Source organism: Limnoglobus roseus (assembly GCF_008254045.1).
GTDB lineage: Bacteria > Planctomycetota > Planctomycetia > Gemmatales > Gemmataceae > Limnoglobus > Limnoglobus roseus.
The window spans coordinates 1687039-1700104 of the sequence record NZ_CP042425.1; the positions used below are offsets into that span (position 1 = coordinate 1687039).

11 protein-coding genes are annotated in these 13066 nt (G+C 64.3%); 4 read left to right on the forward strand and 7 right to left on the reverse strand.

All coding sequences use genetic code 11. The features are described 5' to 3' along the window. Nucleotides 1-32 precede the first annotated feature (32 nt). The gene (locus tag PX52LOC_RS06965; RefSeq protein ID WP_168218844.1) at nucleotides 33-542 is read left to right on the forward strand and encodes an NUDIX hydrolase; all 510 of its coding nucleotides are present in this window, start codon (nucleotides 33-35) and stop codon (nucleotides 540-542) included. A gap of 5 nt (nucleotides 543-547) precedes the next feature. Here the strand turns inward: PX52LOC_RS06965 and PX52LOC_RS06970 are convergent, their stop codons facing one another. The 5 genes from PX52LOC_RS06970 to PX52LOC_RS06990 all read right to left on the reverse strand — a co-directional run bounded on the left by PX52LOC_RS06970 (nucleotide 548) and on the right by PX52LOC_RS06990 (nucleotide 6600). Then, nucleotides 548-1177, reverse strand: coding sequence for a hypothetical protein (locus PX52LOC_RS06970; protein WP_149109410.1), 630 nt, complete (start codon nucleotides 1175-1177; stop codon nucleotides 548-550). A gap of 46 nt (nucleotides 1178-1223) precedes the next feature. After that, complete coding sequence (locus PX52LOC_RS06975; RefSeq protein ID WP_149109411.1) at nucleotides 1224-3713, reverse strand: DNA gyrase subunit B; 2490 nt, start codon at nucleotides 3711-3713, stop codon at nucleotides 1224-1226. Between the two features lie 79 nt (nucleotides 3714-3792). Further along, nucleotides 3793-4104 carry a DUF721 domain-containing protein gene (locus PX52LOC_RS06980; RefSeq protein WP_149109412.1) on the reverse strand — a complete coding sequence of 104 codons (312 nt, stop codon included), beginning with the start codon at nucleotides 4102-4104 and terminating at the stop codon, nucleotides 3793-3795. A 7-nt stretch (nucleotides 4105-4111) separates the two neighbouring features. Then, complete coding sequence (gene dnaN / locus PX52LOC_RS06985; RefSeq protein WP_168218845.1) at nucleotides 4112-5236, reverse strand: DNA polymerase III subunit beta; 1125 nt, start codon at nucleotides 5234-5236, stop codon at nucleotides 4112-4114. Between the two features lie 374 nt (nucleotides 5237-5610). Beyond that, the gene (locus tag PX52LOC_RS06990; RefSeq protein WP_149109414.1) at nucleotides 5611-6600 is read right to left on the reverse strand and encodes a DnaA/Hda family protein; all 990 of its coding nucleotides are present in this window, start codon (nucleotides 6598-6600) and stop codon (nucleotides 5611-5613) included. A gap of 164 nt (nucleotides 6601-6764) precedes the next feature. Here PX52LOC_RS06990 and PX52LOC_RS06995 point away from each other — a divergent pair, with 164 nt between their 5' ends. Further along, nucleotides 6765-7745 (forward strand): fatty acid desaturase family protein, encoded by a 981-nt coding sequence (locus PX52LOC_RS06995; RefSeq protein ID WP_149109415.1) that lies wholly within the window; start codon nucleotides 6765-6767, stop codon nucleotides 7743-7745. A gap of 33 nt (nucleotides 7746-7778) precedes the next feature. Then, nucleotides 7779-8324 carry a GlcG/HbpS family heme-binding protein gene (locus tag PX52LOC_RS07000; RefSeq protein WP_149109416.1) on the forward strand — a complete coding sequence of 182 codons (546 nt, stop codon included), beginning with the start codon at nucleotides 7779-7781 and terminating at the stop codon, nucleotides 8322-8324. A gap of 4 nt (nucleotides 8325-8328) precedes the next feature. On the opposite strand, the gene PX52LOC_RS07005 is transcribed toward PX52LOC_RS07000, so the two are convergent. Then, nucleotides 8329-9456, reverse strand: a complete 1128-nt coding sequence (locus PX52LOC_RS07005; protein WP_246173666.1) for a cysteine desulfurase family protein — start codon at nucleotides 9454-9456, stop codon at nucleotides 8329-8331. A gap of 72 nt (nucleotides 9457-9528) precedes the next feature. Here PX52LOC_RS07005 and xylA point away from each other — a divergent pair, with 72 nt between their 5' ends. Then, nucleotides 9529-10848, forward strand: a complete 1320-nt coding sequence (xylA, locus tag PX52LOC_RS07010) for a xylose isomerase (RefSeq protein ID WP_149109417.1) — start codon at nucleotides 9529-9531, stop codon at nucleotides 10846-10848. 23 nt (nucleotides 10849-10871) lie between these two features. Here the strand turns inward: xylA and PX52LOC_RS07015 are convergent, their stop codons facing one another. After that, nucleotides 10872-13043 (reverse strand): M48 family metallopeptidase, encoded by a 2172-nt coding sequence (locus tag PX52LOC_RS07015; protein WP_149109418.1) that lies wholly within the window; start codon nucleotides 13041-13043, stop codon nucleotides 10872-10874. Nucleotides 13044-13066: the final 23 nt, after the last annotated feature.

A 13066-nucleotide genomic window follows, 5' to 3' on the forward strand; every position in this document is an offset into this window, starting at 1 on the left:
TTGCCGGTCGTCGAGTTCCTACAACAAACGCCATGCTCCCAAGCGAACACTTCCGCCACTGTCCCCGTTGCGGGACCGCCCTACCCTTCCCCGGCGCGATCCCGCTCCGGTGTCCGGCGTGCCAATTCACCTACTACTTCAACCCGACGCTCGCCGCGGCCGCGTTCATCCAACGGCCGGACGGGAAGTACGTCTTCATCCGCCGCGAGCGCGACCCCGGCAAGGGCAAGCTCACCGTGCCCGGCGGCTTCGTGGACATCGGCGAGACGGCCGAGGAAGCCTTGGTCCGCGAGGTCGAGGAAGAAGTCGGTCTGACGATCGCAGACATCGAGTACGTCTGCTCGTTGACGAACCGCTACCTGTACAAGGACGTGACGTACCCGGTGTGCGACCTGATGTTCCGGGCGGTGGCCGTCAACCCGGACGCCGCCATTGTCGGCGACGGGGCGACGGCCGTGGAGTGGTGGAGCCTCGAAGACCTGAACCCCAACGAGCTGGCGTTTCCGAGCGTGCGGCGGGGGCGGGAGTTGTTACTGGGTTGATGAACTTATTCGTCGTCATCGTCGTCTTCACGGCGTTTCTTCTTCGAAGGCTTCTTAGCTTCCGGGTGGCGCTTGTAGTAACGGGCGACGAGTTTTCGATTCCACTCCTCGGACCCCTTTTTCTCCTGCTGAAACTGGAACCAAAAGTACACGGCCGCCCCCGCTCCGCCGATCACGGCCGCGGCCACCCCGCCCCAGACGCCCACCCCTTCCATCTTCTTGGTGCCGAAGCCGAACGCGACACCCGCTCCAACCGCCACCCCCAACGGCATCCACCACGGGTACGTCGGCCCGCCCGCCCGCGGGTCATTCCCGGAGATCACCATCTCCGCCCGCAGGTCTTCAATGTACTCGTACGCATTCTGCTTCGTTTCGACCCAGGTGCAATCCTTCAGGGGCACGTCCTTCTCGCACTCCGCACAGTACGTCTTCGGTGCCTCGTCCATTTCAAACGGGTTTTCGAGGTACTTGCGGATTTCCTTCGCGGGCATCTCCGTCTCGCCCTTGCACTTCTTGTGAACGTAAACCCGCGGCGTTCCTTCCGGGATGCCGTCGCCCTTCTTCTTCGACCGGCGGGGGGCTTCGTCCTCGTCGTCAAAGTCCTCGTCGTCGTCATCATCACGGGAGCGGGCCATGATGTACCTCTTGAGAGAGAAAAGAGATTGTGCTGATGCAGGACGATTACGCCCCGCCGTAGTCGATCTCGTCGGGGTCGTCGATGCGGTGCTTGAGGATAAACTCCCGGCGACCCTCGACCTCGTCGCCCATCAGCGTGCGGAACATCTTCTCGGCCGCCAGCGCGTCGGCCATTGTCACCCGTTGGAGCGTGCGGCGTTTCGGGTCGAGCGTCGTGTCCCAGAGTTCTTCCGGGTCCATTTCGCCCAGCCCCTTGAACCGGGTAATCGTCATCCCCTTTTCGCCGATCTTGCGAACCTCGGCGGCGAGTTGGCGGAGGTGTTCCAGATCGCGCTCTGTGTCGCCGGTCTTGAGCTTGAACCGCACCGGCGGTTCGCGGCCAGCCACCCGCTCCAGCGGCACCAAGTCGCCCGGCTCGAACCCGGCTTCCTTTAGCTTCGCGATGGCCTTGTTCAGCGCCTTCACCTCGTGCCACTCGTCCACGCTGAACCGCGTTGCCTCGTCCACCGCCGGCTTGCCGTCGGCCGTCGGCGTCACCACGGCGGGCAGGTCGTCACTGACAGTCAGTTCCTGACCCAACCGCTTCGACTGCTCGGCCCGAAACTCTTCGACTTCCTCCTGCGTGTGGAAGAACGTCTCCTTCGTGCCCAACCGAACGTGGAACTGCGGCAGGCCCTTCGCCGGGTCGTACCGCTTCAGGAACGATTCCAGCGCGTGACCGCGGCGTTCCAGCGTGACCGACGCTTCGGCCACGTCCTCGATGATGGGGAAGAACTTCCGCAGTTCGTCGGCCCCGAACTGCTTCGGCGAATCGGCCTTCGTGATGACGAGCGTCGTGCCGTTGAGGCCGCGGTTCATGAGTTCGCCGCCCATCTCTTCGCGGGTGGCGATGAAGCGAACCTCCTTCTTCTGCGTCACCTTGTACAGCGGCGGGCGGGCGACGAAGATGTTGCCGTCCTCGATGAGCTTGCGCATCTGGCGGAAGAAGAACGTCAGCAGCAGCGTGCGAATGTGTTGGCCGTCCACGTCGGCGTCGGTGAGGATGACGATCTTGCCGTACCGCAGCCGGGCCACGTCCTCGATGTTGCCGATGTCCACGCCGACGGCCGCGATGAGGGCGGCGATTTCCTCGTTGCGGATCAATTTCTCGATCTTCGCCCGCTCGACGTTCAGTACCTTGCCTCGCAACGGCAGCACGGCCTGGAAGACGCGATCCCGCCCGCTCTCGGCCGACCCGCCGGCGGAATCACCTTCCACCAAGAACAATTCACTCTTGTCCCGCTCGCGGGTGGAGCAGTCCATCAGCTTGCCGGGCAGCCCGCCGCCGCCGAGCAACTTCTTCCGGTCGATAACCGCCTCGCGGGCCTTCTTCGCCGCGATCCGGGCCTCGGCCGAAAGGGCGATCTTCTTGCAAATGCGGGTCGCTTCCTTCGGGTTCTTCTCCAGGTACTCGGACAGGCCCTCGTACAGCACGCTGGAGACTTGCCCTTCGACGCCCGGCGTGACGAGCGCGTCCTTCGGCTGCGAGTTAAAGCTCGGGTCCGGGTGGCTGATACTGATGACGGCGGTGAGGCCCTCGCGGAAGTCCTCGCCCTTGAGTTCGAGGCCCTCCTTGAAGAGGTTGTTCTTCTTGCCGTAGGCCGTGAGCGTGCGGGTGAGGCCGCTGCGGAACCCGGACAGGTGCGTGCCGCCGTCCTTGTTGTAGGCGTTGTTCGTGAAGCACATTTCCCGCTTGTCGTCACTGGTGTTGTACTGGAGGCAGACTTCGATCGTCACGCCGTCGACGACCTTGCGGACGTAGATCGGCTCGTGTTCGACCGTCTCGTTCAGGTTCAGGAACTTGACGTATTCGAGGATGCCGACCTCGGAATAATAGTTCTCCTTGCGGCCGCTCACCTCGTCGCGAATGATGAGGCGAAGACCCTTGTTCAAGAACGAGATTTGTTGGAACCGCGTGGCGAGCCGGTCGAAGTTGAACGTGGCCGTGCCGAAGATTTCGTCGTCCGGCTTGAACGTGATGTTGGTGCCGGTCTGCCCGGCGGTGGCCGGGCCAATGTCCTTGAGTGCCGACGTGGCGTAGCCGCGCTCGAACTCCATCTGATACACGCGGCCGTCGCGGCGGACTTCGGCCTCGCACCACTCGGAGAGGGCGTTCATGGCCTTGGCGCCCATGCCGTGGAGGCCGGCCGACACGCGGTAGGCGTCGTTGTCGAACTTGCCCGACGTGCCGGCGATGGTGAGGGCTTCTTCGAGCGTGGACTTGCCGGTGTCGGCCTTGACGCCGACGGGGATGCCGCGGCCATCGTCGCTGACAGAGATGGAGCCATCGACCTCAAGGACGATGTTGATGTTCTTGCAGTACCCGGCGAGGGCTTCGTCCACGGAGTTGTAGACGATTTCGTAAACGATGTGGTGCAAGCCTTCGGAGTCGGTGTTGCCGACGTACATCCCCGGATTCTGCCGAATGTGGGCAGCGTCCTTCAGGGTCTTCATGTTCTCTTCGGTGTATTCCACCTTCGTCAGATCTTCGCTCATGAAGCATCATCCTTCACTGATGTTGGAAATTCATGTCCTTGGGTGAAAGCCCCGGCACGGCCGTGCCGGGGCTTTCGGTTCACCACGCGCCGACGCGGAACTTGATGTCCGTTACCGCCGTGCCCGGCAGCTTTTTCCGCAGGTCGGTCAGAAGTCGCCGTTTGTGGAACTGGGCCAGTTCTTGCAACAGCACACCGTTCTTCACTTCGACTTCGATCACGCCGCGGCGCATCGCCATCACGCGGGTGTCGGCCTGCCGCTCCGGGCCGACGGTTTCGGCCCAGGCCGTTTCCAGGCGGACGCGCTCGGTCTTGCGTCCCCAGCCGCGGGCGGTGAACAGCTTCGCCAGGATATCGCTTAGGTTTTCCGGGCCGGTGTTGTCGCTCGCCATACGCACCTCAGCCGGTCAGCGGCATCACCAGGTACAGGTAGTCGGCACCCAGACGGAACACCGCCGGCTTTTGGCCGTCGGTCATTTCCAGCGTCAGCGTCGGCTCGCTCTCGACGGCCCGCAGCATGTCGATCAGGTATTGCGGGTTGAACGCGATGTCGATCTCGCCGCCCTGGTAGTCGGGCAGGTCCATCGTCACCTCGCCGCTGCCGTGGTCGGCTCCACCCTGGGCGTTGAGCGTCAGCTTGCCGGGTTCGAACTTAAACTCGACCCGCTTCGACTCATCGTCGGTCATGATGGCCGCCTGCCGGACCCGCGAGAGGAACTCGGCGGTCGGGATGGCGAGCGTCACGCCGGGCTTCTTCGGGATGATGTCGCGATACGGCGGGAAGCGGCCCTCCACCAACCGCGTGTGGATCAGTGCCCGGCCAGTCTGGAACATCGCCTCGTTCGGCTTCAGCACAATGCGGATCAACTCACCGTCGTCAGCTAGGCTGCGTTCCAGCAGTTGCACGGCCTTCTGCGGCACGAGGTGCGAGGGCGTCTTGGCGTCCTTCACGCCGCCGTGAACGTCGGCCACGCCCTCCGTCAGGGCCAGCCGGCGGGTGTCGGTGGCAACCAGCCGAGCCTTCTTCTCCTCAGCCTCCCACAGCACGCCGGTGACGGCCCAGCGGGCGGTGGCCTCCGTCTTGTCGGCGGCGAAGGCGGTCCGCTTAATCATGCTCCGCAACAGCCCGGCGTTAATCTCGTGGTACTGTCCACCGTCGTCGAAGGCGGGGATGTCCGGGAACTCGTTCGCGTCGCCGCCGGGCAAGTTGAAGCGGCCGGTGCTGGTGCGGACGAGCGTGCCGTTCTCGTCGCTGTCCAGGGTGATGTCAGCGTCCGACGATTCGCGGAGAATCGAGATGAGCTTGTTCGGCTGAAGGAGTGCCGCCCCCGCCCGCTTGACCTCGATGCCGCGGAGTTCGTACCGCACGCCGATTTCCAGGTCAGTCGCCATGAGGAAGAGGGCATCATCTTGGGCAATCGCCTTGATGCAACTGAGCACCGGCTTCGTCGTGCGGGCGGCCACCGCAACGCCGACGAGCTGGCACGCGGTTAGCAACCAGTCGCGTTGACACTTCACTTTCACGGCGAGTCTCCCGATTACGGAGTGTGGGTGTTCTGATTAATCTGGAACGATTCGCGAGGGATCGGGGCTTCCTGTGTTCCTGCCTCTCGTTGGCGGTCTTCTCTTTCCGATCCCTTATTTAAATCCTCAGTGTCAGCAGTAAAGTCTCGGCTCAGTTCGTCTCTTACTGGCCCGGCTCTAACCAATCGCCCTGAAATTCAAGGCGGATCAGTGTTCGAACCCCTGTGGAAAACCTGGCGCGCGGCCGGTGAACCAATGGCGCGCTGCGGCGCGCGACTAACACTCGAATTTTCCCCGCCTCACTTCCAGCACTCGCGCGCCACTCGTTATCAGCGGCGCGCCGTCGGCGCGCCGAGTTTTCCACAGGGTGCGCGTCAACCGCTGATCTCCGTTCGCAGTCCCTTCACGGTGCCGGCGTAGTCGGCGTCCTTCGTCAGAAGCTCTTCGACCTTGCGGACCGCGTGCAGCACGGTCGAGTGATCGCGACCGAACTCACGGCCGACGGCGGGCAGCGACAGCTTGCTCGCGGTGCGAGCGAGGTAGATCGCCGTCTGCCGGGCCAGCATTACGGTCTTGAGCCGCGACGTGCCGAGCAATTCCTTCGGTGACACGCCAAACGAAGCGGCCACGGCCGCCACGATGTCGGCGACGGCGGGCGGCCGCGCGTCGTTCGCAAGAAGGTTGGCTACCTGTTCCCGCGTCAGCGCCGTCATCGACTTGCGGGCCGGCCCCCGCAGCGTTTGGAGCATCCCGAGCAACGGCCGAAAGCCGCCGGCCGGTTGATCCGCGATCCAGCGGAGGGCGTCGGCCGTTAGCTTGATCTTGAGGCGGTCGGCGTGGAATCTCAGTAACTTCAATCGCGACTTTGGCGAGAAGGCTTCCAGCGGCACAACCAGCCCGGCCGATAATCGGCTGGCGAGGCGGCGTGGCACGTTCAACAGTGCCGCCGGCCCCGCATGGGCGGTGAAGACCGTCGGCCGGCGGGATCGGGTTCGCAGGTCCAGCACCCGGCCGACGAGGTCCGCCGAGCGCGGCGGCAGATGTTGCACATCTTCCACGATCAGCAGATCGCACTCCGCGAGTTCCGGGTACGTCCCGTCGTCTTCACCCTCTTGCGGGCGGGAGTCGAGGTCGTTGGCCGCCACGATCTGCACCGTGTGGCCGAGCGGCGATTCCGTGACCGCTTGAACCAGGGCGTCGACCAGTGTGGTTTTGCCGGTGCCGGGGAGGCCGTGGAGGAGGAGTGGTGAGACGACCCGCCGGGACTGTTCCAGGGCGCGACCGAGTTGCCAGACCGCCCGCACCGCGGAACGATTTTCAGGCACGCGGACCAGGTCATTCCACGGGGGAGCGAGGAGCGTCATTTCACCAGGAATTCTAGCAAAAAATGCACGTCCGAACAATCGCAATCCGACGGATTAACGACGCTCGAAGTGGTTGTGGGGCGTGAAGTTGCGATCAGGCCGGCGGGGGCGGGCGAAGGTGGGGCGTTTGCGGCGAGTTTGCTCTGTATAACGTCCCTACCACCATGACGCACATCGAGAAGCAAACCCTCCGCGACCTGCACCGCCCCGGTTGGCGGGGAACGTGGTTCGTTCTCGGCTTCGGCAGCCTCTTCTACGGCCTCGTGGCGGCGACCGCGTACTGTCTGTCGGCCCAACTTTATTGGGCGCTGGTGCCGCTCATCGTGGCCAACACCCTGCTCTCGCATTCGCTGGTCATCGCCTTTCACGAAGCCGCCCACGGCAGCCTCTGCCCGTGGCGACCACTGAACGAGTACCTCGGCCGAGTGATCGGCCTGCAAGCGTTCAACAGCCTGACGCTCTACCGCGAACTGCACCACTGGCACCACGCCCACCTTGGTACGCCGCGGGACGAGGAATTCTGGCCGTTCACCGACCCCGCTCAGCCCCGGTGGAAACGCCGACTGGCGGCCGTCGGCGAACTCTTATTCGGCACCCTGTACACGCCCGTTCTGTACCTGCGGGCTTTGGTTCGATCCGACTCTCGCATCCGCGTCGGCCGCAGCCGTCGGCTGATGATTTGGGCAGAGGTCCTCGCTCCGTTCGTCGTGTGGGGCGGTGTCGCCGGGGTGGCCCTGTGGTACGGCGTGTTCGCGTACTTTTTCCTCGGCTACCTGCTTCCGGCCTACCTCGCGGGCAACATTCAAAGCTGGCGGAAGTACATCGAACACATCGGCCTGACCGGCGACAGTTGGGCCACGCTCACGCGCGCCATTCGCCCGCCCGGTTGGCACGGCCACGTGATGTCGGAATCGGTTTTGCACGAGCCGTACCACGACTTGCACCACCGTTACCCGAAGATCCCTTACGAAAGCCTGCCCGCTGCCGCGAAGGTGGACCCACCACGGTCGGACGACGTGCCGGTGTTCCCGAGCTATCGGGCGGCACTGGTGGACTTGCTGCGCGACCTCGGCGACCCGAAATTCGGCCCGGCGTGGCGGGAAGAAAACGTGCCGATGCCCGTCGTGCACGCCGAGATTGCATAACCGAAGCCCATTTCTCTCCCCGTCGAGGTTGCGATGCCCGCTGTTCGATTTGCCGTGCCCGCGATCCTGGGCTTCCTGTTGGCCAGCCCCTTCGCGACGACTCAAGACCCGAAGCCGGTCGCCTCACTGATCGCGCGGAACCGCGTGCAACTGAACCTCGCCGGGGCCGAGATGATCGTCGCGGCGTGCAAGCAGAAAGCGACGGCGATGGGCCTGAAGTCGAACATTGCCGTCGTCGACGACGGCGGGCACCTGCTCGCATTCGCCCGCATGGACGGTGCCCGCCCCGCGAGCGCGGCCACGGCTCTGACGAAAGCCGTCTCGGCCGCGACGTTCCGCCAGGAAACCGGCACCCTGCCCGCGAAGGGGGAACCGGACCTGCTGTTGAGCCTGGAACTCCCCCGGGCGGCGGCCGCGAGTGGCGGCAAGATCACCACCCTCAAGGGCGGCGTGCCCGTGGTCGTGGACGGCCAGGTGATCGGGGCCGTCGGCCTCGGTGGCGGCAGCGGCGAACAGGACGCGGAAGTAGCGAAGGCCGGCATCCAGGCCTTGCTCGACGGACTGGGCGAGAAGAAGTAACAAGTCAGAGTTTGGCCGCACGGATTGCGTTCACGCTCGCGATGATCCGTCCGGCGGCTTCGTCCATTTCGGCTTCTGTTGTCGTCTCGCCGAGGCTGAACCGCACGGCGGACTTGAGCACGTCGTCGGGTACGCCCATCGCAATCAGCACCGGCGACGGCAGGAGCGAACCGCTCGAACACGCCGACCCGATCGAGCACGCGACGCCGGCCAGGTCGAGGCTCATCATCAGCAAATCGGCCCGGCAGCTGGGGAACGAGAGGTTCAGCGTCGTCGGCAAGGAATCGGCCTCGCCGGGAAGCGGCCCGTTGACGACGACCGGCGGCACCGCGGCCCGTAGTCGGTCGAGCAACCTCTGCCGTAGGCGGGCGAGTGACGCCGCGGTGTCACTCATGGCCTTGACCGCGTGGTCCAGGGCCACGGCCATGCCGACGGCGAGCGCGACAGGTTCCGTACCGGGCCGGTGGCCGCGCTGCTGGTGCCCGCCGAACTGCAACGGCCGGAGCAGTGTTCCCTTCCTGAGCAACAACGCACCCACGCCCTTCGGCCCGCGGAACTTGTGCCCGGAGAGTGTCAACGCGGTGACGCCGAGGCCGCGGAGGTTCACTGGAATCTTGCCGACTGCCTGGGCCGCGTCGGTGTGAACGGGACCGAGTTCGGCGAACGCCCGCACAGGCTGGATCGCGCCGGTCTCGTGGTTCGCGAGTTGCAGACTGGTGAGAACTCGCGGGGCGAGTTCTCGACGTTCAACAACCCCCCGTGCGTCAGCTTTCAGCCATTCGATCTCGAATCCCCTTGCCGCGAGTTGCTTCAACGGTTCGGTCACGCACGGGTGTTCCAGCGGCGATGCCACGATCCGCCCCGGTGGTTCGCCGCACAGGCCGAAGAGCGCGATATTGTTCGCCTCCGTGGCCCCGCTGGTGAAAACGACTTCCTCCGGCAGTGCCCCCAATAGGGCCGCGACTTTCTCGCGGGCGTCTTCCAGGTGTCGGCGGGCCTGTCGGCCGGCGGCGTGCGACGACGACGGGTTGCCGAACGCTTCCGCCATCAGCGGCCGCATCGCGTCCCAGGCCGCGGGCAGGACCGGCGTCGTCGCGTTGTGGTCGAGGTAGAGCATGGTTATTGCCGCCATCCTATACCCATTCGCCCGTCTCGCGAATACCCTTTCCCCATCGACCATTCCCTCCCCCTCTGAGATTCGCCAATGTCGTCCTACTTCCCCGACGTGTCGGCCATCAAGTACGAAGGCCCGGACAGCACGAACCCACTCGCCTTCCGCCACTACAACCCGACCGAAGTCGTCGACGGCAAGACGATGAAGGACCACCTGCGGTTCGCCGTCTGCTATTGGCACACCCTCTGCGGCACCGGCAGCGACCCGTTCGGTCCCGGCTGTGCCATCCGCCCGTGGGACCAGCAGGGCGGCTCGAACGTCGAAATCGCCCTCCGCCGCGTGGACGTGATGTTCGAGTTCGTTACAAAACTCGGCGCGCCGTTCTACTGCTTCCACGACCGCGACGTGTCCCCGGAAGGCAAGAACCTGTCCGAGACGAACGCCATCTTCGACAAGATCGCGGCGAAGCTGAAGGCGAAGCAGGACGAGACCGGCGTGCAGCTCCTCTGGGGCACGGCCAACCTCTTCAGTCACCCGCGGTTCGTCCACGGGGCGTCCACGAGTTGCAACGCCGACGTGTTCGCGTTCGCCGGGGCGCAGGTCAAGAAGGCGATGGAAGTCACGAAGGAACTCGGCGGCGTCAACTACGTCTTCTGGGGCGGACGCGAAGGCTACCACAACCTCTACAACACCGACCTGCGCCGCGAGTTCGACCACCTCGCCAAGTTCCTGCAAATGGCGGTGGACTACAAGAAGAAGATCGGGTTCACGGGGCAGTTCCTCATCGAGCCGAAGCCGAAGGAGCCGACGACGCACCAGTACGACAGCGACGCCGCCGCGTGCACGGCCTTCTTGAAGACCTACGGCCTCGACAAAGACTTCAAGTTCAACCTCGAAACGAACCACGCGACGCTCGCGGGGCACACGATGTTCCACGAGATGACCTACTCCAGCAGCTACGGCATGCTCGGCAGCGTGGACGCCAACCGCGGGGACGAACTCATCGGCTGGGACACGGACCAGTTCCCGACGAACCTGTACACGACCGCGCAGATCATGCTCGTGATCCTGAACCAGAACGGCCTCGGCAGCGGCGGGCTGAACTTCGACGCGAAGGTCCGCCGCGAGAGCTTCGAGCCGGTGGACCTGTTCCACGCCCACATCGGCGGCATGGACGCATTCGCCCACGGTCTGAAGATCGCCAGCGCCATCCGCAAGGACGGCGGCCTCGCCAAGTTCGTGAAGGATCGCTATGCGAGTTGGGACACCGGCATTGGGGCCGACATCGAGAAGGGCATCGCCGACTTTGGCTCGCTGGAAACGTACATGCTCGCGAAGGGCGACTCGGCCGCGAACACGTCCGGCCGGCAGGAAATGCTGGAGAACTACGTCAACCGCTTCATGAAGTGAGGCGTCGGGTTCGTGGCGGTCGCTCAACCCGGCGGCGGGTTGAGCGGCAACGCTTGTATTACCTGAGGTTGCACGACCTCGGCCACCACCGGCTCGTTCTTTGCCAGGAACTTCTTTGCGATGTCCTCCTGCAACCGCAGGATGCCGCCGAGGCTTTTCCCGTGCAGGCGGGCCGACCGGCTCATCACCTTGTCCAGTTGCACCATCAACTTCTGAACCCACTTCCCCTTCACGTAGGTTTCCGGCAGTTCTTTTACGATGTCCTCGTCCAGTAGGAAGTCGGCCAGGCGGTCGCCTTCCTCGAAGTTCTTCATCGCCGGCATGTCCAGTTCCTTCGCCGCCCGGACGATCTTCCGCAACGCCGACCGGCCCTCGCGGAGAACGTGCATCAACTCGATGAAGTCGTCCTGGCCCAACTGTTCGGCCCCGGCGAACATGTTCCACGTCACGTGCGCACGGCCCTGGTGCATCCGGGCGGACTTGTAAAAGCCCTGGATGGTCATGTGGAAGCGGTAGCGGTTGATGAGTTCGAAGTAGAGTTCGTTGTTCACCCGGTAGGCCATCTGCACGAACACCAGGTACACGCGGCGGTCGAGCGAGTGGAACCACTCGTCGCTCTTGTCGAGCTTCTGTTCCGTTTCCTTGAGCAGTCGCTTTGCCTTCCGGCCGCGGGTCGGGCCGGTGTTGGCGATGAGCGCGTCGTAGTCCTTCATCAACTCCTTGCGGGTTTCGGCCCGGTCGCCGAGTTCGGTGTAGAGCTTCTGGAAGACGGTCGCGAGCCGTTCGTCCGGCCACGGCTCGGTCTGGATGAGTTCGTTGAGTTCGTCGAGGTCGCCGGGGTCGATGATGCGGCCGTCGTAGCTGCCCTCGTACTTCGGGTCGTAGGTCGTCTCGGCGTGCTCCTCGTCGATGAACTTTTGCACCTTCCGCGGGTCGGCCAGTTCCGTGCCCTTCGGCAACTTGCCGTACATGCGGTAGAACTTGTACGTCATCCGCTCCCGCAGGTCGCCGGGGTTGTCGAACAAGAGCCACGGCGACCGCTCGTCCATCGGGGCGGCGATGAACTCGGCCTTCACGTTCTCCTCGCGGTCGTAGTTCGACGGGTGGTAGTCGCCCTCGTCGCCGGGGTCTTCCTCCTGGTCGGGGTCGAAGACCTGCACCTTCCGCCCGGCGGTCAAGCTCTCCAGTTTCGGCGGGATGCCGAGCTTCGGCTTCTTCTGCTTCTTGCGGACGATGTCGGCCCCGGCGTGCTGGTGGAAGTAGATGTCGGCGGTGTACAGCTTGTGGTCGGCCGCCTTGCGGAGTTCGCCGAACGCGAAGTTCAGGAACTCGTTGCCGTGCTTGGTACGGAGCAACCCGTGGACGATGGCATCGCTGCCGGCGACGCTGGCGGCGACGAGGTCGGCGTGGAACTCGCGCTCCCGCCAGATGTTGTGCCGCTGCGAACTCATGAGCTTGTAGACGCCGAGGAGGATCGAGCGGACGACCCACAGGCACCCGCCGAGGAAGTATCCGATGGGGGTGCCGATGCCGCCGGATCGCTTGAGCCAATCGACGAACGCATCGAACCAGTCGCGGCCGGCGACGAGGTCGTAGATGATCCGGCTAACGACGTTGGTGTACGCTCCGACCGCCCCGCCCTGGTTGAAGTGGCCGAACTCGTGGGCGAGCACGGCCTTGAATTCGCTGAGGTTCAGGCAGTTGATGAGGCCGAGACCGAGGATGAGGTCTTTTTTCGGCTGGACGCCGAACACGTTGATGAGGCTGGTGTACGTGACGACGCCGGCGTTCACGTCGGCCGATGCGTAAATCTTGTTCGGCTCCTCGGCCCCCGTTTCATCGCAAACGCGGGTGATGAACGCGAACAGCTTCGGGTGGTCACGCTCCTTGAGTTCGATGTGCAGTTCCTTCTCGACGTCCGACCCTTTGAAGAAGCCTTTCACGAGCACGGCGAACCCGAGGGCGAAGAAGGCGGCCCCGAAGATCGGCCACACGTTGGCGCGGGGGATGGAGACGATCATCCACGCGGTCATGTACCCGGTGAACACGACGAGGCTGAAGTAGATGAGCAGGAAGACAAACGACCCGGTGAGCAGCAGCCACTCCTGGGTGACGTACTTCGACGGATAGTCGGTGATCTCGTCCGGCACGTCCTCCGGCGACGGCGGGTACGGCAGTTTTTCGCGCGCGGCCATGGGCGGTTCCCCCGGTGTCGGGT

Coding starts and splice junctions, on each gene's coding strand:
- PX52LOC_RS06965 (WP_168218844.1), top strand. CDS start 33: ATGCTCCCAAGCGAACACTTCCGCCACTGTCCCCGTTGCGGGACCGCC.
- PX52LOC_RS06970 (WP_149109410.1), bottom strand. CDS start 1,177: ATGGCCCGCTCCCGTGATGATGACGACGACGAGGACTTTGACGACGAG.
- PX52LOC_RS06975 (WP_149109411.1), bottom strand. CDS start 3,713: ATGAGCGAAGATCTGACGAAGGTGGAATACACCGAAGAGAACATGAAG.
- PX52LOC_RS06980 (WP_149109412.1), bottom strand. CDS start 4,104: ATGGCGAGCGACAACACCGGCCCGGAAAACCTAAGCGATATCCTGGCG.
- PX52LOC_RS06990 (WP_149109414.1), bottom strand. CDS start 6,600: ATGACGCTCCTCGCTCCCCCGTGGAATGACCTGGTCCGCGTGCCTGAA.
- PX52LOC_RS06995 (WP_149109415.1), top strand. CDS start 6,765: ATGACGCACATCGAGAAGCAAACCCTCCGCGACCTGCACCGCCCCGGT.
- PX52LOC_RS07000 (WP_149109416.1), top strand. CDS start 7,779: ATGCCCGCTGTTCGATTTGCCGTGCCCGCGATCCTGGGCTTCCTGTTG.
- PX52LOC_RS07005 (WP_246173666.1), bottom strand. CDS start 9,456: ATGGCGGCAATAACCATGCTCTACCTCGACCACAACGCGACGACGCCG.
- xylA (WP_149109417.1), top strand. CDS start 9,529: ATGTCGTCCTACTTCCCCGACGTGTCGGCCATCAAGTACGAAGGCCCG.
- PX52LOC_RS07015 (WP_149109418.1), bottom strand. CDS start 13,043: ATGGCCGCGCGCGAAAAACTGCCGTACCCGCCGTCGCCGGAGGACGTG.